The organism is Pseudomonas sp. Choline-02u-1, assembly GCF_002836515.1.
Taxonomy (GTDB): Bacteria; Pseudomonadota; Gammaproteobacteria; order Pseudomonadales; family Pseudomonadaceae; genus Aquipseudomonas.
Genome location: NZ_PJBC01000012.1, coordinates 56,499 through 74,421, shown reverse-complemented (window position 1 = coordinate 74,421; position 17,923 = coordinate 56,499). Strand labels below are relative to the sequence as shown.

17 protein-coding genes are annotated in these 17,923 nt (G+C 61.3%); 10 read left to right on the top strand and 7 right to left on the bottom strand.

All coding sequences use genetic code 11. From position 1 onward, the window contains the following. Positions 1 to 50: 50 nt before the first annotated feature. From accC to gcbA, 5 genes are all read right to left on the bottom strand, one after another. The gene (gene accC, locus CXF97_RS09740; protein ID WP_101158310.1) at positions 51 to 1,406 is read right to left on the bottom strand and encodes an acetyl-CoA carboxylase biotin carboxylase subunit; all 1,356 of its coding nucleotides are present in this window, start codon (positions 1,404 to 1,406) and stop codon (positions 51 to 53) included. Between the two features lie 17 nt (positions 1,407 to 1,423). Next, positions 1,424 to 1,882 (bottom strand): acetyl-CoA carboxylase biotin carboxyl carrier protein, encoded by a 459-nt coding sequence (accB, locus tag CXF97_RS09735; RefSeq protein ID WP_016771862.1) that lies wholly within the window; start codon positions 1,880 to 1,882, stop codon positions 1,424 to 1,426. A gap of 24 nt (positions 1,883 to 1,906) precedes the next feature. Continuing rightward, positions 1,907 to 2,362 (bottom strand): type II 3-dehydroquinate dehydratase, encoded by a 456-nt coding sequence (gene aroQ, locus CXF97_RS09730; protein WP_016771861.1) that lies wholly within the window; start codon positions 2,360 to 2,362, stop codon positions 1,907 to 1,909. A gap of 240 nt (positions 2,363 to 2,602) precedes the next feature. Beyond that, positions 2,603 to 3,646 carry a methyl-accepting chemotaxis protein gene (locus tag CXF97_RS28760; protein WP_371918377.1) on the bottom strand — a complete coding sequence of 348 codons (1,044 nt, stop codon included), beginning with the start codon at positions 3,644 to 3,646 and terminating at the stop codon, positions 2,603 to 2,605. Positions 3,647 to 4,600: 954 nt separating this feature from the next. Next, on the bottom strand, positions 4,601 to 6,271 hold the full coding sequence (gcbA, locus tag CXF97_RS09720) for a diguanylate cyclase GcbA (RefSeq protein WP_101158306.1): 1,671 nt from the start codon (positions 6,269 to 6,271) through the stop codon (positions 4,601 to 4,603). A gap of 415 nt (positions 6,272 to 6,686) precedes the next feature. On the opposite strand from gcbA, the gene CXF97_RS09715 reads away from it, so the two are divergent. From CXF97_RS09715 to CXF97_RS09690, 6 genes are all read left to right on the top strand, one after another. After that, positions 6,687 to 7,754, top strand: coding sequence for a DUF2333 family protein (locus tag CXF97_RS09715; RefSeq protein ID WP_041480664.1), 1,068 nt, complete (start codon positions 6,687 to 6,689; stop codon positions 7,752 to 7,754). A gap of 3 nt (positions 7,755 to 7,757) precedes the next feature. Further along, on the top strand, positions 7,758 to 8,315 hold the full coding sequence (locus CXF97_RS09710; protein WP_101158304.1) for an NUDIX hydrolase: 558 nt from the start codon (positions 7,758 to 7,760) through the stop codon (positions 8,313 to 8,315). Positions 8,316 to 8,638: 323 nt separating this feature from the next. After that, a complete protein-coding gene (locus tag CXF97_RS09705) occupies positions 8,639 to 9,010 on the top strand; it encodes a translation initiation factor Sui1 (RefSeq protein ID WP_007914613.1) in 372 nt (123 codons plus the stop codon). Between the two features lie 220 nt (positions 9,011 to 9,230). After that, positions 9,231 to 11,144, top strand: coding sequence for an arginine decarboxylase (gene speA, locus CXF97_RS09700; protein WP_016771856.1), 1,914 nt, complete (start codon positions 9,231 to 9,233; stop codon positions 11,142 to 11,144). A 233-nt stretch (positions 11,145 to 11,377) separates the two neighbouring features. After that, positions 11,378 to 12,724: a type VI secretion system Vgr family protein gene (locus tag CXF97_RS09695; protein ID WP_101158302.1), complete on the top strand. Its 1,347-nt coding sequence runs from the start codon at positions 11,378 to 11,380 to the stop codon at positions 12,722 to 12,724. After that, positions 12,721 to 13,512, top strand: coding sequence for a DUF4123 domain-containing protein (locus CXF97_RS09690; protein ID WP_101158300.1), 792 nt, complete (start codon positions 12,721 to 12,723; stop codon positions 13,510 to 13,512). Before CXF97_RS09695 ends, CXF97_RS09690 begins: the two co-directional genes overlap by 4 nt. Positions 13,513 to 13,521: 9 nt before the next feature. Here CXF97_RS09690 and CXF97_RS09685 read toward each other — a convergent pair whose 3' ends face one another. After that, a complete protein-coding gene (locus tag CXF97_RS09685; protein WP_101158298.1) occupies positions 13,522 to 14,871 on the bottom strand; it encodes an MATE family efflux transporter in 1,350 nt (449 codons plus the stop codon). 132 nt (positions 14,872 to 15,003) lie between these two features. Beyond that, on the bottom strand, positions 15,004 to 15,297 hold the full coding sequence (locus CXF97_RS09680) for a hypothetical protein (RefSeq protein WP_039757018.1): 294 nt from the start codon (positions 15,295 to 15,297) through the stop codon (positions 15,004 to 15,006). Positions 15,298 to 15,475: 178 nt separating this feature from the next. Here CXF97_RS09680 and CXF97_RS09675 point away from each other — a divergent pair, with 178 nt between their 5' ends. The 4 genes from CXF97_RS09675 to CXF97_RS09660 are packed head-to-tail and all read left to right on the top strand — an operon-like array spanning position 15,476 to position 17,750. Beyond that, a complete protein-coding gene (locus CXF97_RS09675; RefSeq protein ID WP_016771852.1) occupies positions 15,476 to 15,778 on the top strand; it encodes a MazG-like family protein in 303 nt (100 codons plus the stop codon). Then, the gene (locus tag CXF97_RS09670; protein WP_101158296.1) at positions 15,778 to 16,527 is read left to right on the top strand and encodes a methyltransferase; all 750 of its coding nucleotides are present in this window, start codon (positions 15,778 to 15,780) and stop codon (positions 16,525 to 16,527) included. Before CXF97_RS09675 ends, CXF97_RS09670 begins: the two co-directional genes overlap by 1 nt. 12 nt (positions 16,528 to 16,539) lie before the next feature. Then, entirely contained in the window at positions 16,540 to 17,151 is a 612-nt protein-coding gene (locus tag CXF97_RS09665) for a DUF4136 domain-containing protein (RefSeq protein WP_101158294.1), read from the top strand. A gap of 41 nt (positions 17,152 to 17,192) precedes the next feature. Further along, positions 17,193 to 17,750: a DUF4136 domain-containing protein gene (locus CXF97_RS09660; protein WP_101158292.1), complete on the top strand. Its 558-nt coding sequence runs from the start codon at positions 17,193 to 17,195 to the stop codon at positions 17,748 to 17,750. The last annotated feature ends 173 nt before the right edge of the window (positions 17,751 to 17,923 follow it).

Sequence of the window (17,923 nt, the reverse complement as noted above, 5' to 3'; positions counted from 1 at the left end):
GCATAAAAAAACCCGATCGCGAGGATCGGGTTTTTTGCGCCGCTTCAGTCTTACGACTGTTTGGCCAGCTTGTGCTCGAGGTAGTGAATGTTCACGCCCCCTTTGCAGAAGCCTTCGTCACGAACCAGATCACGGTGCAGCGGGATGTTGGTCTTGATCCCGTCGACCACGATTTCGTCCAGGGCATTGCGCATGCGGGCCATGGCTTCGTCGCGGGTTGCGCCGTATGTGATCAGCTTGCCGATCAGCGAGTCGTAGTTCGGTGGCACGGCATAACCGCTGTACAGGTGCGAATCGACGCGAACGCCGTTGCCGCCTGGGGCGTGGAAATGCTTGACGGTGCCCGGGCTCGGCATGAAGGTCTTCGGATCTTCAGCGTTGATCCGGCATTCCAGCGAGTGACCGCGGATAACTACGTCATCCTGAGTGAACGACAGCTTGTTGCCAGCGGCGATGCTGAGCATCTCCTTGACGATGTCGATACCGGTGACCATCTCCGAAACCGGGTGCTCCACCTGAACACGGGTGTTCATTTCGATGAAGTAGAAACGGCCGTTCTCGTAGAGGAACTCGAAAGTGCCGGCGCCACGGTAGCCGATGTCGATGCACGCCTTGACGCAGCGAGCCAGGACTTCCTGACGCGCTTTCTCATCGATGCCCGGTGCCGGCGCTTCTTCGAGAACCTTCTGGTGACGACGCTGCAGCGAGCAGTCGCGGTCGCCCAGATGGATGGCGTGGCCCTGACCGTCGGACAGCACTTGCACTTCGACGTGGCGCGGGTTGGTGAGGAATTTTTCCAGATACACCATCGGGTTGCCGAACGCCGCGCCCGCTTCGGAGCGGGTCAGTTTCGCCGAGGCGATCAGGTCTTCTTCCTTGTGCACCACACGCATGCCGCGACCACCACCGCCACCGGCGGCCTTGATGATCACCGGGTAGCCGACTTCGCGACCGATGCGCAGCGCCGTTTCTTCGTCTTCCGGCAGTGGGCCGTCGGAACCTGGAACGGTCGGTACGCCTGCTTCGATCATCGCGTGCTTGGCCGATACCTTGTCGCCCATCAGGCGAATGGTGTCGGCTTTCGGGCCGATGAAGGCGAAGCCGGAGTTCTCGACCTGCTCGGCAAAATCTGCGTTTTCCGCGAGGAAACCGTAGCCTGGGTGAATGGCGGTAGCGCCGGTCACTTCAGCGGCAGCGATGATGGCCGGGATGTGCAGGTAAGACTGAGAGGCAGACGCCGGGCCGATGCAGACGGATTCGTCTGCCAGACCCAGGTGCATCAGCTCTTTGTCGGCCTTGGAGTAAACGGCGACGGTCTTGATGCCCATCTCTTTGCAGGCACGCAGAATCCGCAGGGCGATCTCACCGCGGTTAGCGATCAGAACTTTTTCCAACTTCGCAGTCATCAAAGGCTCTCCGCGGTTCAAACGATGGTGAACAGCGGTTGGTCGTACTCAACCGGCTGGCCGTCTTCGACGAGGATGGATTCGATCACACCGCTGGTTTCAGCTTCGATGTGGTTCATCATCTTCATGGCTTCGACGATGCACAGGGTGTCGCCTTTCTTCACGGTCTGGCCGACTTCAACGAAGGCCGGCGAAGTTGGCGAAGATTTACGGTAGAAAGTGCCGACCATCGGCGAACGGGCAACGGTGCCGTTCAGCGCAGGTGCAGCAGCGGCAGCCGGCGCAGCGGCAGCGACTGGCGCGGCAGCAGGGGCAGCGGCCGGAGCCTGCATCGGGGCTGGCGCGTAATACTGCTGCGCCGGGGTCTTGCTGTGGCGGCTGATGCGTACGGACTCTTCGCCTTCCTTGATCTCGAGCTCGTCGATGCCGGACTCTTCCAGCAATTCGATCAGTTTCTTAACTTTACGGATATCCATGAATCATCAACTCCCAAGGGTCGGTCAGGGGCGTATAGCTTGGTGTTCAAGCTGCTCTAGTGCGGCCTCCAGGGCCAGTCGGTAACCGCTGGCGCCAAGGCCGCAGATCACTCCTACCGCTACATCGGAGAAGTAGGAGTGATGGCGGAAAGGTTCGCGCTTGTGCACGTTGGACAAGTGCACTTCGATGAATGGGATGCTCACTCCCAGCAGCGCGTCACGTAATGCGACACTTGTGTGCGTAAAAGCCGCCGGATTGATCAGAATGAAATCCACCCCTTCACCGCGCGCAGCGTGGATTCGATCGATCAATTCGTACTCGGCGTTGCTTTGCAGATGCAGCAGATGATGGCCGGCTTCGCGGGCGCGCCGCTCCAGATCCTGATTGATCTGCGCCAGGGTCGTCGACCCGTAGGTCCCCGGTTCCCGGGTGCCGAGCAGGTTCAGATTGGGGCCGTGCAGCACCAGTAGCGTTGCCATCTGCATTGTCCTTGTTATCAATGAGCAGTCGTCAGAACCCGGCGACTATGCCGCAAAGCCTTTGTGACTGTCCAGTTCCATGCAATAGCCAGCACGATGGCCGATGTTTGCGCGAAATATGTGACCAAGCGCTTTGATCTGGTCATTTGTGGCGCCTGGGCTGACGCCTTCGCGAGCAAGCTCGCTCCCCCCTTGGAATGCGTGCCCCGTGGGAGCGAGCTTGCTCGCGAAGGCGGTTTATCAGACGCGAAAGGCCTGAACGGCTGTATGCAGTTGTCCGCCCAATACCAGCAAGTTCTCGCCCTGTTCACGCCCTTGGCCGATGCGCAGCAGGTTATCCCCACCCAATTGATGAATACGCTCGCTGTGATCGCGGATCTCGCTGACCGCGTCACTTTGCTGCGCGGTGACATCGGCGATGCGCACGGCGGTGTCGGCGATGGTCTGAATTGCGCCAACGATTTTGTCCAATGCACCGTCGGCCGCTTGCGCCTGATTGGCCGTGGCTTCGGCGTGTTCGACCTGCGCGCGCATGCCTTCGACCGATTGCCGCGCGGCGCTCTGCAGACCGGCGATCAGCGTCTGGATTTCCGCGGTGGCCCCGGCTGTGCGCTGTGCCAGCGAGCGCACTTCCTCGGCGACCACAGCAAACCCGCGACCCATTTCCCCGGCGCGCGCCGCTTCAATTGCCGCGTTCAGGGCGAGCAGGTTGGTCTGGTCGGCGATCGAGCGAATCACCGTCAGCACGCCGCCGATGGTGGCCGACTCCTCAGCGAGATGCTCGATCATCTGCGCGTTGCCCTGAACTTCGCCGACCAACGCATGCAGTCCCGTCAGGCTCTGGCCGATCACCGTCTGGCCGTGCTCGACGGCCAGGCCGGCATGACGGCTGGCGTCGGCAGCCTGGCGGGCATCGCTGGCCACTTGCTGGATGGTCGCCTCCAGTTCGCCCAGCGAGTCACGGATCAGCGCGGTATCGCCGGCCTGATGTTCGGCACCGCTGTGCAGGTCATTGCTCAGTTCAGCGAGGGTGCGGCTGCTCCCCGCGACTTGCTCGGCGTTGCCGCGAATCGTGCCCACCAGAGCCACCAGATAGGCGCGCAAGCGATTGAGCGAGGCTTCGATGTCGTGCAGTTCGCGGTTGGTCTTGCCCAGTTGGATATCGCGACTGAAATCCCCCTCGGCCCAGGTCGACAGCGCCGGGGCGAGGTTGGTCAGCGTGCGGGCCAGGCGCCGCTGCAAGGTGTCGATCAGCAGGGCGATCAGCAGGATCAGGCCGATCATCACGCCTTGCATCAGGCGCACCTCGCTTTGAATCTGCCCGTGTTGCGCGCGCACCACGGGTTCGAGGCTGGCGATGGCGTGTTGCACACTGGCGATTTTTTCGTGCGTGGCGGCGCTGAGATCGGCGCGTTTGCGGATCTGTTCGCGAGTGCGCGCCAGTTCTGCGGGATAGCGGCCGAGCAAGCTGTTGAGTTCGCGTTTGAGGCCGACACCGGCATCCTCGGCGGCGGCTTTGTCGGTGGTTTCGATGCCCATCAGCGCGGCGAAATCGTCGCTGCTCGATTCATTGCTCGCGACCACGCCGAGCAAAGGCAGGGCATCGATGGCCTCGGCCTGATCGCGCATGTTGCTCACCTCGCGCTCGACATCGGCGGCCAGTTCGCTGCGCCCGCTGCTGACCAGTTTGTCGCGTGCCAGCGACAATTTCCCCAGATGCTGCGACGCGGCGAGCAGTGGCACCAGATACGCCGGGTTGCCGTTCGCGTAGGTGCTGAGCTGATCAAGGCTGGCGCTGAGTTCGCGTTCGGCCTGCAACAGCAGAGCTTGCGGATCGCCAGCCAGTTTGCCGGCGGCGAGCAGGTCGGTTTTGCTGAACTCATCGAGGCTCGACAGGCTTGGCCGCGCGGTGTCGGCCAGCGTCGCAGGCAGTTCACTGAGTTGCTTGTGCACGCTTTCGATTGCCTGAGTGGCGTTGCTCAGGCGCAGCGCGTCACCGCTGGCAAGGTAATCCTCGACGTTGCGCGCCACTTCATTCTGAAATTGTTGCGACAGCCCCAGATAACGCTCCATCAAAAGATAGGGGCGTTCGAGAGCTTTTTGCGACCACCATAGCGTGGCGCCAAGGGCCACGCAGACGGCGACCAGCAGCAGAGTGTTGAGATTGGTGAGCAACTTCAGGCGCATGACGGCTACCAACGGCAGAAATGGTAAGCGCCTGAATTTATTGCGGTTCCATTACAGGGTTATGACCGAATCGGTGGATTCCGATGAAAAAGTGGCACTTTGCTTTGAGTGCCTTGCGGTCTGCACCCGATTGCGTCCGGCACCCTTGGCACGGTACAGCGCCTCATCGGCCTGGCTGGCCATCATCAGGCTGTCGGAGTCATCGCACATTTCCACCACGCCGGCGCTGAACGTGCACCACAGATCCTGCGGCTGCGCCGGATAGTGAATCTCGGCGAAACGCTGACGAATTTCGTCGAGGACTTTATGCGCCGCGTCGATATCGGTGTCGGGCATGACGATGGCGAACTCTTCGCCGCCGTAACGGCCGATGAAATCGGTCTTGCGCAAACGCTGCTTGAGGAAGAGCGCCAGGCTCTTGATCACCCGGTCGCCCATCGGGTGGCCGTGGCTGTCGTTGACACGTTTGAAGTGATCGATGTCGAGCATGGCAAAGCTCAGCGGCTTGTTTTCGCGCCGGGCGCGGAACGAGCAGTCTTCGAGCAGCTGCAGAATGTGCGTGTGGTTGTACAGGCCGGTAAGGCTGTCGCGGACCATTCGCGCCTTCAGATTGCGCGCCCGTGCGGCGCGGTTGCGCACGGTGGTGATCAGATGACGTGGCTTGATCGGCTTGGTCAGGAAGTCATCGCCGCCTTCACTCATGGCGTCGAGCTGCTTGTCCAGGTCGTCTTCGGCCGACAGGTAAATGATCGGTACGCTGACGTAGCGGTCGTTGTGGCGAATGACCTTGGCCAGTTCGGTGCCGGTGCAGGCCGGCATATACATGTCGAGGATGATCAGGTCCGGCTGGAAGTCCGCCAGTTCGGCCATCGCCTGGATCGGCTCGATCAAGGTGCGGGTGACAATGCCGGCGCTGTTGAGCAGGCGCTCGGTGTGCAAGGCCTGGGCGCGTGAGTCGTCGATGATCAGCACTTTATAAGGCTCGTACTGGGCGACACAGGTCAGCACTTCGATTTTTTCCAGCAGACTCGAAGCTTCGAGGGTGCCGGTGAGAAATTCCTGGCCGCCGGCGCGCACGGCGGCGAGACGGGTCGGGGTATCGGTTTCGTGCAGGCTGAAAAACAGCAATGGCAGCGGTTCTTCGAGCCCGACCTGAGCTTCGGCGGCGAGCTTCAGGCCGATACCGGGGCCACTGAAATCCACGTCGATGACAATCGCCGCTGGCAAACGCTCGACCATCGAGGAGCGAAACGCCGCCACGCTGTCCAGTGCCTGCGCGCTCAAACCGAAAAATTCCAGCTGCTTGGCCAGCCGTTCGGCGCGGTCGTGATCCTGCAACATCACATAGATCGGCTTGCGCAACGGTGGCAGGAAGGTCTGGTCGAGCTGATCGCCGTGACGCAGACCGGTGCGCGACAGGCGTTGCATCAAGCGATTGAGGTCAGTGATCAGGCCGCTGCTGAGACGGCCACGGTTGGCGTCCACTGCTTGCAGAGACTGGCTGATGTGGTGCGCCAGCTGGGTGTGTTCCGGCTGTTCGAAGCGCTCGGCAAAACGCAGCAGGCGCAGATTTGCCTCGCTCAGTTCGGCGAGATCGACAGTGGACCACTCACTGCGTTGCAGGCGCTGCCATATCTCAAGAATCTGACGTGCCTGATGAATTACCCGCTGGGCAAAGTGGTGCTTGAGACGCTCACGGCTGGGGTCTTCTGGCTCGGTCATATCCTGACTACTAGTGAGGGTGCATGCTGAGATCGACTGGTGGCTCTATGCTAGCACCTCTTTTCCCTTAGACGAGTGTCGTACGTCAATAATCTGCTGGACGACACGATTCAGTTTCTGACCGGGTGGTTTTGTCTGGCATTGGCGGGTCGGTCTAGCGCCCATAATCCGGGCGATTGCCTTGCAGAGCAGGTCCGGATTCTTCGGCGGTTGTCGAAGGCTGACCGAAACGCGCTCAGCTGGGTTTCACTGCGCTGCCCGTGCCACTGATATCAGGGAATCCCCTAGCGTGTCGCGAAGCGGCATTGGCCCGCACGATTTGCGGCTTATCGTTAGCGGCGGGTGCTAGGCGTTGGCACGTTGTTGTATGGTTGTGGTCGAACCGATGAACCCAAGTGATTGAAAGGATATCGCCATGCTGGACTGGAAAAACCGCGCGGGCAGCGCGCCTGAACGTGCCGCCGAGCCCAAGTCGGCCACCCGCAGCTATGTCGGCGGGCTGCTGTTCAGCCGGGCGCTGGCCACAGTGATCGGTCTGTATCTACTGGTCACCATTGCGCTGGGCTGGTACTGGAGCCAGGAACCGGAACTGTTTCCAGTGGCACAAAACGCTCAGGTCGCTGCCGAAAAAGAAGGCAAGCAAATGGTGGTCGGCTACACCACGGTTGAAACCCTGAAGACCGTTGCCGGCACATTGCTCAACAAGCCGGGCGGTTATATTTCCAACGATCGTTTCCCGCCGGGCCTGTGGATGGACAACACGCCGAGCTGGGAATACGGCGTGCTGGTGCAGGTGCGCGATCTGACCCGTGCCCTGCGCAAGGATTTTGCCCGTTCGCAATCGCAATCGGCCGAAGACGCCGATCTGGCCAAGGCCGAACCACGCTTCAACTTCGACAACAAGAGCTGGGTGCTGCCGTCCAGCGAGTCGGAATATCAGGAAGGGATCAACTCTCTGAGCCGCTATCAGTCGCGCTTGTCTGATCCGAACCAGAAAAACGCGCTGTTCTATGCCCGCGCCGACAACCTCAACAACTGGCTGGGTGATGTCGGTACCCGCCTCGGTTCCCTGTCGCAACGCCTGTCGGCCAGTGTCGGTCGGGTCAAGCTCAACACTGCGCTGAAAACCGAAGTCCCGGCCGTTGGTGAAGTACCGCAGGTTGACGAAGAAGTCGTGGAAACCCCATGGATGCAGATCGATAACGTGTTCTACGAAGCACGCGGTCAGGCCTGGGCACTGTCGCATCTGCTGCGTGCCATCGAAGTCGACTTCGCCGATGTGCTGGCGAAGAAGAACGCCACCGTCAGCGTGCGTCAGATCATCCGTGAACTGGAGGCTTCGCAAGAGCCGGTGTGGAGCCCGATGATCCTCAATGGCAGCGGCTTCGGCGTGTTGGCCAATCACTCGCTGGTCATGGCCAACTACATTTCCCGGGCCAACGCTGCCGTGATCGACTTGCGTCAACTGCTCAATCAGGGCTGATACGTGAGCCAATCAACCAGAGAGGCGGCCCATCGCGCCGCCTCGGACGCCGAACAGATCGCTTGGGTCGACGAGCAGGACAACCTGCTCGGCGCTCTGGTGCGTTCCGATTTGCGTGAGCGCGGGCTGATCGGCCGTGGCACCTACATCATGCTGTTCAATTCCGCCGGTGAGCTGTGCGTGCACCGACGCACGTTGAGCAAGGCGATTTATCCCGGCTACTGGGATGTCGCCGCAGGCGGCATGGTCCAGGCTGAGGAAAGCTACGCCGAGTCGGCGGCGCGTGAGCTTGCGGAAGAGCTGGGCGTCAGCGGCGTTGAACTCACCGCTCACGATCACTTCTACTTCGAAGACACCGGCAACCGTCTGTGGTGCTCGGCCTTTTCCGCCGTGTGGGACGGGCCCCTGAAACTGCAGCCGGAAGAAGTCCTCGAAGCGCGATTCATTCCCGTCGCACAGGTCATGCGGGAAATCAGCGAAAAGCCTTATTGCCCGGACTCTCTGGCTGCGTTGCAGCGCTATCTCAAGGCACAACAAACCGACGTCGCCAAGAACACATGAATTGGCGCCGATTGGCACTTAGCAATCGCGATTTTTGTCGTTACACTGCGCGACCTTTTCAAGCTGCACCGGATAGCTTGAGGTTGGCCTGCAGATTTTGTAGGAGCTGACGAGTGCAACGAGGCTGCGATCTCTTGATCCTGATCTTTTAAAAAACAAGATCAAAAGATCGCAGCCTCGTTGCACTCGTCAGCTCCTACGGATTCAGTCCAGCGTTCAAAGTTTTCCGATGCAGTAGCGCTGCCCCTGCCTGAGTGGGGCTTCGCGGTCGCTGACCTTGCCCAAGGTTGCGATCAGTCTTTGTCCTCCCGAGAGGATTGCCGGTGGCCAAGAAAGCCGCATCCTTCGCCGCCCTGGGCGGCCTGGTATTTTCCACCGACGCAGGTCGTCATTGCCCGGAATGCAGCAAGCCGGTGGACGCCTGTATCTGCAAACAAACCGTGATCCCGGCCGGTGACGGCATAGCCCGCGTGCGTCGCGAAAGCAAGGGCCGTGGCGGCAAGACGGTGACCACCATCACCGGCGTGCCCCTGGCCGAAGACGCGCTCAAGGAGCTGGCCACGACGTTGAAGAAACGTTGTGGCACCGGCGGGGCGCTGAAGGACGGCATCATCGAAATCCAGGGCGATCACGTCGAGCTACTCTTGGCAGAGCTGATCAAGCACGGTTTCAAAGCGAAGAAGTCCGGCGGCTAGCAGCCTCTGTGAAACCCTCCGGCGGCTTGATCCGGCTTCGAGTGTTCTCGGATCCGGCGTCGTCGCCATGGTTTTCACAGAGCCTGTTCATGACCGGTTTCTAAACTCCACGCAGTCAGTGCGGTCTACCGCCGCACTGACGAACCGTCATTTTCATTCTTTAGACTGCGCCGGCCTGAACGTCAGGCGACGCACTCTGACTTCTTTATAGGGGACTTCGATGTCCGTACGACGCACACGTAAAGACGATGGCAGCCAATGGACAGTTGCGGACAGCCGCAGCGTTTACGGGATTCGCCATTGGGGGGCCGGGTATTTCGCGATCAATGAAGCCGGTCGCGTCGAAGTACGTCCGAACGGCCCGAGCAGCTCGCCTATCGATCTGTTCGAACAAGTCGACCAATTGCGCAAGAGCGGTTTGTCCTTGCCGTTGCTGGTGCGGTTCCCCGACATCCTGCAAGACCGTGTCCGTCAGTTGACCGGCGCTTTCGATTCCAACATCGAACGCCTGGAATACCAGAGCAAGTACACCGCGCTGTACCCGATCAAGGTCAACCAGCAGGAAGCGGTGATCGAGAACATCATCGCCACCCAGAACGTCTCCATCGGTCTGGAAGCCGGCTCCAAGCCTGAGCTGCTCGCGGTGCTGGCGCTGGCGCCGAAGGGCGGCACCATCGTCTGCAACGGTTACAAGGATCGCGAGTTCATCCGCCTCGCGCTGATGGGCCAGAAGCTCGGCCACAACGTGTTCATCGTCATCGAGAAAGAGTCCGAAGTCGGCCTGGTGATCGAAGAAGCCGCCTCACTGAAGGTCAAGCCGCAGGTGGGTCTGCGCGTACGCCTGTCGTCGCTGGCCTCGTCGAAGTGGGCGGACACCGGTGGCGAGAAGTCCAAGTTTGGCCTGTCGGCGGCGCAACTGCTGTCGGTGGTCGAGCGCTTCCGTGGCGCCGGGCTGGACCAAGGTATTCGCCTGCTGCACTTCCACATGGGTTCGCAGATCGCCAACCTCGCTGATTACCAGCACGGCTTCAAGGAAGCGATCCGTTACTACGGCGAATTGCGCAACCTCGGTCTGCCGGTCGATCACATCGACGTCGGCGGTGGCCTCGGTGTCGACTACGACGGCACCCACTCGCGCAACGCCAGTTCGATCAACTACGACATGGACGATTACGCCGGCGTTGTGGTCGGCATGCTCAAGGAATTCTGCGACGCGCAGAGCCTGCCGCATCCGCACATCTTTTCCGAAAGCGGCCGTTCGCTGACCGCGCACCACGCCATGCTGGTGGTGCAGGTCACCGACGTCGAGAAACACAACGACGAGATCCCGCTGATCGAGAACAAGGAAAGCCTGCCGGAAACCGTGCAGTGGCTGGTGGACTTGCTCGGCCCGACCGACATTGAAATGGTCACCGAAACCTACTGGCGCGCCACGCACTACATGAGCGACGTGGCCGCCCAGTACGCCGATGGCAAGCTGACCCTGGCGGAAAAAGCCCTGGCCGAGCAGTGCTACTTTGCCGTGTGCCGTCGCCTGCACAACTCTTTGAAAGCGCGTCAGCGTTCGCACCGCCAGGTGCTCGACGAACTCAACGACAAGCTGGCCGACAAGTACATTTGCAACTTCTCGGTATTCCAGAGCCTGCCGGACACCTGGGCGATCGATCAGGTATTGCCGATCATCCCGCTGCACCGTCTCGATGAAGAACCGCTGCGCCGCGCGGTGCTGCAGGATCTGACCTGCGATTCCGACGGCAAGATCAATCAGTACGTCGACGAGCAGAGCATCGAAACCAGTCTGCCGGTGCACGCTTTGAACGAAGGCGAAGATTACTTGCTGGGCGTGTTCCTGGTTGGCGCCTATCAGGAAATCCTCGGCGACATGCACAACCTGTTCGGTGACACCGATTCGGTGAACATCTATCAGAACGCCGATGGCAGCGTGTACCACGCCGGTATCGAGACCCACGACACCATCGAAGACATGCTGCGTTATGTGCATCTTTCGCCCGAAGAACTGATGACTCACTACCGCGACAAGTGCGCCAGTGCGCGCATCAGCGCCAGTGAGCGCACGCAGTTCCTCGATGCCTTGCGTCTGGGCCTGACCCGTTCCTCCTATCTGTCTTCCTGAGGCCCGATAGCGTTCCGGCCGGGTTGTCCGATTTTTTTCCGCAAGCTGTGGAAAATTCGGACAACCCGGTGGGATGTGTCCTGATTTTTTCCCGAAAACCTGTGCTATCACAGTCAGCAAACTCATCTGGTCTGCTTTTCGCGTAGGTCATTTCCTAAGTTGTACTTCGCCTCTCTACTCGGCCATGCCTCTCGGCGAGAATCCCCGGCCGCCCCTCCTGTAGAGATCCGCCCATGTTCGATCCAGTCAACGAGCCGTCGTTTCGTCTCGATGTAGCGGGCCTGTCCGACCCCTTCGAAGTCCTCGCCTTTACCGGTAGGGAAGCGCTCAGCGAACCCTTTGCCTTCGAGATCGATGTGTTGATCGACGATCCGCATCTGGATCTCGCCGGCCTGCTGCACCGTTCTGCGTTCCTGTGCTTCGGCCCGCCCGGCCAGGGTGTGCACGGGCAATTGCACAGCCTGGTCCAGCATGAGTACAGCCATGGCTTGCGCTTGAGTCGGGTGCGTCTCGGGCCCAGGCTCGACTGCCTCGATCTGCGTTTGAGCCAGCGCATTTTCAGCGGCCGTTCGGTGCCGCAGATCATCGACCAGGTTCTGCGTGAACATGGCATCGTCGGCCTGCAACGACGTTTCGCCCTGCACAGCGACTACCCGGCCCGTACCTTCTGCACCCAGTACCGCGAGTCCGATCTGCAATTGCTCCAGCGCCTTTGCGCACAGGCGCACATCCACTACCACTTCGAGCATCACTGTGACCGGCATTGTCTGGTGTTCGGCGATGATCCGACGCGGTTGCCGCAGGCAGACGTCGCGCTATATCAGGGCGAGCATGATGATCGTTACGTCACGCCAGCCGTACGTCAGTGGCAACTGCACGAAGACGCACTGGCCAACCAGCAAGGGCCGAATGCCGAAGGGCGCAGCGATCTGCCCGCCCTGCGCAGTGGTCAGTGGTTGCCGTTGGAGGACCATCCTTTCATCGAATGCAACCGCCCCTGGTTGCTGACCCGCATTGAGCACCGAGCCGATCAGTCTCTCGAGCCGCCCTATGGCAACCGGTTGTTCGCGGCCGCGCGGCTGCCGGCCTGTGCGCCCGCCGCGATGCCACTCAAGCAACGCATGCACAGCCTGCAGCGTGCCTGGGTGGTCTGCGTCGATGAAACGCAACCTGATTGCTCGCGGCCAGTAGCGGTGCAATTCGACTGGCTCTATCAGGGCGAGGGCGCAGCGCCAAGCCATTGCTGGCTGCCGCTCGCGCCAACTCTGAGCGATTTGCCAGCGGCGGTGCTGGCCGATGGTGTCGAGGTCGTGGTGAGTTTCCTTGAAGGCGATCCCGATCAGCCGGTGGTCAGCGGCGTTCTCCAGTGCGCAGTGTTGCCAGAGCGTACGGTTGAAGATGATGAGCTGTCAGCGCTGCCGGAGTTGCTGGTGAGTGATGGGCTGCAGCAACTGTTGCAGTCTGGCGAGCCGTTAGTGCTGCTGTGCCTGATGCCGGGAGGGGGCAGCTTCAACCACTGCGCCGAGTCCGTGTGCAGTTGCCGGCTGCTGACCGCGCTCGATCAGAGCAGCACAAAATGAGCGGCGCGGCGCTAGAGCCGATGGCGCAATGGCTGTTGCTCGATACACCGGACGCGTCACGCGCCTTGCTGACGTTGCGCCAAGGGTTTGCCGACGTGCAGCGTCACCGGTTGTTCGACGGCACCGAATTCCAGCCGGTCAGTGAGCACGGCCCGGTCCTCGTCGATTTGCGCGAGAGTCCGGCATTGACCGCCTTGTGTCTGCGCGACCCGGACACCTGGCGCGGCCTGTTGCTGAGTTGCGAAATAACCGCTCAGCAGTTGATTGGTCATTTACAGCGCATGCTTACCGTCTCGTTCGGTTTGAATCATCGAGCCTTGCTCAGCTATTACAACCGCCAGACCGCCAGCTATTTCTTCGATGCCTGTGACGCCGCGCAGCTGAGTCGCTGGCTCGGACCAATTCGCCAGTTGCGCTGGTTTGGCGGCACCTGGGCCGACCGCGCCATTGGCAGTCAGGGCTGGCAGCAACTGCGCAACCCCGGGCTGCCCGTCGAGCCGCTGGGCCTCGAGGAAAGCCTGACCCGGCGCCAGCGCGAACGCCTGCAAACCTGTCTGCTGGAGCAACACATCTGGCGCTGGTGCCAATCCATGAGCGTTGATTACCAGACCATCGCCGTGCATGCGCAAAAAGGTCTGGCGCTGGGTTTCAGTGATCGCGCTGTGCTCGATGGCTGGCTGTGGCTGCGCCTGCTGCATCCGCGTGCGGTGCTGGTTTTGCCGCCGGCTGGTCTGACCCAGCAAGAGCGGCTCGACCATCTGCGTCGGCAGTGGGGCGCGGCGGGCTGAATGTGTTCGTCAGTGAGCCTTGCCGTTGAACCAGCCATCGTTGCGTTTCAGCCACAGGGCTTGCGCGCCAAGGGTCACGCTGCGCAAGACCATGAACAGCAGGAAAGATATCCACAGGCCGTGGTTGCCCAGATCCTGCAGCATCCAGGCGAACGGCAGCAACAACAGCACTGTCAGCAGCATGCCGTTGCGCATTTCCCGCGCGCGGGTGGCGCCGATGAACAGACCGTCGAGCAGATAACTCCACACCGCAATCAGTGGCAGCACGGCGAGGTAGGGCAGGTAGACGAACGCCGTATCGCGCACGCTCTGGATGTCGGTCTGCATCTCGATGAACAAATGCCCGGCCAGCAGAAACAGCACGGCGAAACCGAGGCTGGCAATCAGCGACCAGCCGCCGGCCACCACCAATGATCGACGCAACGCCAAGCGATCCCGCGCGCCGATGGCATGCCCGCACAGGGCTTCAACGGCGTGGGCCAGTCCATCGAGTGCATGAGCCGTCAGCAGGAGGCCGTTGAGCAATAGCGCATTGGCCGCCACAGTTGCGTCGCCGAGCCGCGCGCCTTGCACGGTGATCAGGAAGAACACCGATTGCAGGGCGAGGCTGCGGATGAAGATGTCGCGGTTGACCGCCAGCAACGGGCGCCAGCTCTGCCAGACTTTCAGCGCGGACCAAATGATCTGCCCCGGATAGGCGCGCAACGCCGTGCGCGTCAGCCACAGGCCGAGCAGAGCGCCGCTCCATTCGGCGATCACCGAAGCTCGCGCGGAGCCGACCACGCCCCAGTCCAGGCCAATCACAAACCACAGGTTAAGGACGATGTTGATCAGATTGGTGCTCAGCAGGATCGCCAGCGGCGCCCGCGCGTTCTGCGTGCCGAGGAACCACCCGACCAGCGCATACGTCGCCAGCGCTGCGGGCAGGCCGAACAGGCGCGCGTGGAAAAACTCCCGGGTCAGTTGATCCAGTTCCGCCGACGGCTGCATGAAATGCAGCGCAACGCCGCTGAGCGGCACACCAAGACAGCCGAGCACGACGGCCAGCCCCATCGCCAGCAGCAAGCCCTGCAAGAGAATCTGCCGCAATGCTGCACCATCACTGCGCCCGGCAGCCTGCGCGGCGAAGCCGGTGGTGCCCATGCGCAGAAAACCCATCGCCCAGGCCAGAAAGGTGTACAGACTGGCGCCAACCGCTACCGCGCCGAGTTGATGGGCATGCGGCAGGTGACCGATGACCGTGCTGTCGACCAGCGCCACCAGCGGCACGGAAATATTGGAAAGAATCATCGGCGCGGCAAGTGCCCAGACCTTGCGGTGAGTCGGGCGATCGCGCCAGTCGGTAATCAGAGAGGACATGCAGGCTCCTTGGGGGAGCGGGGATTGTAGCGAGTCATGCCATTCAATGTGGGAGCGAGCCTGCTCGCGAAGACTGACCGGCCGTGAAGATTTCGACTGTGCCGGCCATTCGCGAGCAGGGTGGCGGGGATGTTAATGGATGATCCAGCTCAACAACCACAACCCCAGCAGCAACCAGATGATCCCGGCAATGATCGACGCGTTCATGAACGCCCGGATCGCCGACCACAACAGCATCAGGCCTACGATCAACGCGATGATGCTGATGATCGAAGTGTCCATCCCCAACGTCTGCGCCAGGCCGTCGACAAAGTTGCCGCCAGCGTTGCTGAGCATATTGAACAGACCGCTGAGGCCGTCGACGATAAAGCGGATCACCGAACCGAGTGCCTGGCCGAGCCATTCGAAAAAGCTTTCTACACGCATGTGTGCATCCCTGATGAAAGAGCTGAGCCTTGGGCCACGCCGAGGGCGGCCGAGTTCCCTGCATGATAGAAGGTTTACTCAGTCCCTGTGGCAGCGAACTTGCTTGCACAATAGATCGTCTGCGCTGCTTGCCATCAGCGCGCATCCCCCTGAAGCTATGCGCCTTCAGGAGAGCCCGATGAACCTTGTTGAACTGACCGAACGCCTGCACGCCATTCGCGACCGCAATGACTGGCGGCAATTTCACAGCCCGAAAAACCTCGCCATGGCCGCCAGCGTGGAAATGGCCGAGCTGGTGGAGATCTTCCAATGGCTGACAGAAGACCAGTCGCGCCAGTTGCCGGCGGACAAACTGGCCCACGCCGGGCAGGAAGTCGGCGATATCGTCCTGTATCTGTTGCTGCTGTGCAGTGAGCTGGGCCTGGACATGAATGAAGTGGTGCGCGCCAAGCTCGCCGACAGCGAACGGCGGTTCAGCTGATGAGCGACCGTCATTTCGATCAGTTGGCTACGCGCTTCGCAGAAAAAATCTACGGTGGCGCCAAAGGCGCGATTCGCCTTGCGGTGTTGCAGGCTGACCTGAGCGAGGCCTTGCCGGATCGTCCGCTGCGCGTGCTGGATATCGGCGGAGGCCTTGGGCACATGTCGCTATGGCTGGCCGAGCGCGGCCATGACGTTACCTTCACCGAGCCGGCCGAGCCGATGCTCGAAGGTGCGCGCCAGCGTTTTGCCGACGCCGGGCAAACTGCGACGTTCATTCAAGCGCCGTGGCAGGAACTGCCCGGTCAGCTCACCGAGCCCTACGATCTGGTGATCTGCCACGCCGTGCTGGAATGGCTCGCCGAGCCGCACGCGATCCTGCCGGTGTTGCATCAGTTGACCAACCCCGGCGGCTGGCTGTCGCTGGCGTTCTACAACCGTGATGCGCTGATTTACCGCAATCTGCTCAAGGGCCATTTCAAGAAGATGCGCAAGAATGTCATGGCCGGCGAAAAGCAGAGCCTGACCCCGCAGCAGCCTCTCGACCCACGGGAATTGGCGACGCAACTCGCCGGTATGTGGCAGGTCGAAAGTCAGAGCGGCGTACGGGTATTTCACGATTACATGCCGGTGGAATTCCAGGCCCGCGCCGAACTGGCGGACTTGCTGGAAATGGAACTCGCGCACCGTCGTCACCCAGGCTTCGCCGGGCTTGGGCGCTATTTGCACTGGATCTGCCGGCCAATCTGAGCGGAGCGCGACATGAAAGCTCAATGCGGGTTATTGCTGATGTGTCTGGGGTTGGCCGCCTGCCAGGGCAGCAACCCCTACGTGGCGCAGTCACGGCCGTTGCCGCCGGCACCGCCGCAAGCCGCCACCACCTTCGACCGCAGCGCCTACCCGGCGCCGCCGCGGGATTACGGACGCTACCGCAATTGGGCCTGGCGCGACGGGCAGTTGCCGCCGGGCACGGCGTGGGCCGATTCGGCGCAGGTGGCCGAGGCGGTCAGCAACGCCCTTGACCAACGCGGCCTGCGGCCGATGCGTGACAACCGACCGGCCGACCTGCTGGTCAGCGCCGACCTGCGTCTGGAAACCCGTTTGCGCCAGGTTCGCGACGATTACGGCTACTACGGTGGATACGGCGGCTATGATCGTTATGGTCGCGGTTACGGCATGTACAACACCGTGCCGATCGTGCGCACCTATCAAGAACAGGTCGTGGTGGTGCGGGTCGATCTGTTCGATGCCGGCAACGGTCAGCCGGTGTGGAGCGCCAGCGCTGAGACCGGCACCCAGGGCAATCAGATCGAACGCGCCGATGCGATTCGCGAGGCTGTGGAAAAAGCCATGGCGGCGTATCCTCCCAGCTGACGTCGTGTCAGCAGGTTCATGCCTTCACCCGGAGAAAAATCATGTTCCGCCGTCTTGCTCTACTCGCTTTTACCGCGCTGCTCAGTGCCTGCGCTGCCAACGAGATCAATCACGACTTCGACGCCAGCCGTGACTTTGCCGCCTATCGCAGTTGGAGCTGGAAAGACCCGGCCCTGCAATATCGCCCCGATGACCCGCGCATCAAAAGTGACCTGACCGAACAGCGCATCCGCCAAGCGGTGTCCGATCAACTCGATCAGCGCGGTTTGCGCCCGGTCGCTGGTGGCGGCAAGGGTGATCTGAACGTGCAGACCTACCTGATCGTCGAGGATCGTCAGCAGCAAGTTACGACTAATTACGGCGGCGGTTGGGGCGGCCCTTGGAACGGCTACTGGGGCGCGCCGATGTACAACGAAACGCGCAACGTCACCTACAAGGTCGCGACGCTTCAAATCGACCTGCTTGATGGCAAGGACGGCAAGCTGGTCTGGCGCGGCAGCGATGAGCAAATCCTCAGCAACCGCCCGAATCCGGCCGACCGCAGCAATGCCATTCGCGAGACCGTCGCGCGGATCCTGGCCAACTATCCACCGCGTTGATCCTCTCCTGAAACCGACGCAGCCCCAGGTGGGAGTGGGCTTGCTCACGAAGGCGGCGGTACATTGAGGGTCTTGATTGCCTGACCTGACGCTTTCGCGAGCAAGCCCGCTCCCACAATGGAATGGCGTGACGCCAGCAGTCTCGACCGACCGCGTCTACACTCATGGTCACC

Bases quoted from the DNA above. Each gene is read 5' to 3' on its own strand.
- gcbA (WP_101158306.1), bottom strand. From the start codon at position 6,271: ATGACCGAGCCAGAAGACCCCAGCCGTGAGCGTCTCAAGCACCACTTT.
- CXF97_RS09685 (WP_101158298.1), bottom strand. From the start codon at position 14,871: ATGTCCTCTCTGATTACCGACTGGCGCGATCGCCCGACTCACCGCAAG.
- CXF97_RS09665 (WP_101158294.1), top strand. From the start codon at position 16,540: ATGAAAGCTCAATGCGGGTTATTGCTGATGTGTCTGGGGTTGGCCGCC.
- accB (WP_016771862.1), bottom strand. From the start codon at position 1,882: ATGGATATCCGTAAAGTTAAGAAACTGATCGAATTGCTGGAAGAGTCC.
- CXF97_RS09715 (WP_041480664.1), top strand. From the start codon at position 6,687: ATGCTGGACTGGAAAAACCGCGCGGGCAGCGCGCCTGAACGTGCCGCC.
- CXF97_RS09690 (WP_101158300.1), top strand. From the start codon at position 12,721: ATGAGCGGCGCGGCGCTAGAGCCGATGGCGCAATGGCTGTTGCTCGAT.
- CXF97_RS09695 (WP_101158302.1), top strand. From the start codon at position 11,378: ATGTTCGATCCAGTCAACGAGCCGTCGTTTCGTCTCGATGTAGCGGGC.
- CXF97_RS09660 (WP_101158292.1), top strand. From the start codon at position 17,193: ATGTTCCGCCGTCTTGCTCTACTCGCTTTTACCGCGCTGCTCAGTGCC.
- speA (WP_016771856.1), top strand. From the start codon at position 9,231: ATGTCCGTACGACGCACACGTAAAGACGATGGCAGCCAATGGACAGTT.
- accC (WP_101158310.1), bottom strand. From the start codon at position 1,406: ATGACTGCGAAGTTGGAAAAAGTTCTGATCGCTAACCGCGGTGAGATC.
- CXF97_RS09670 (WP_101158296.1), top strand. From the start codon at position 15,778: ATGAGCGACCGTCATTTCGATCAGTTGGCTACGCGCTTCGCAGAAAAA.
- CXF97_RS09675 (WP_016771852.1), top strand. From the start codon at position 15,476: ATGAACCTTGTTGAACTGACCGAACGCCTGCACGCCATTCGCGACCGC.
- CXF97_RS09680 (WP_039757018.1), bottom strand. From the start codon at position 15,297: ATGCGTGTAGAAAGCTTTTTCGAATGGCTCGGCCAGGCACTCGGTTCG.
- aroQ (WP_016771861.1), bottom strand. From the start codon at position 2,362: ATGGCAACGCTACTGGTGCTGCACGGCCCCAATCTGAACCTGCTCGGC.
- CXF97_RS28760 (WP_371918377.1), bottom strand. From the start codon at position 3,646: ATGATCGGCCTGATCCTGCTGATCGCCCTGCTGATCGACACCTTGCAG.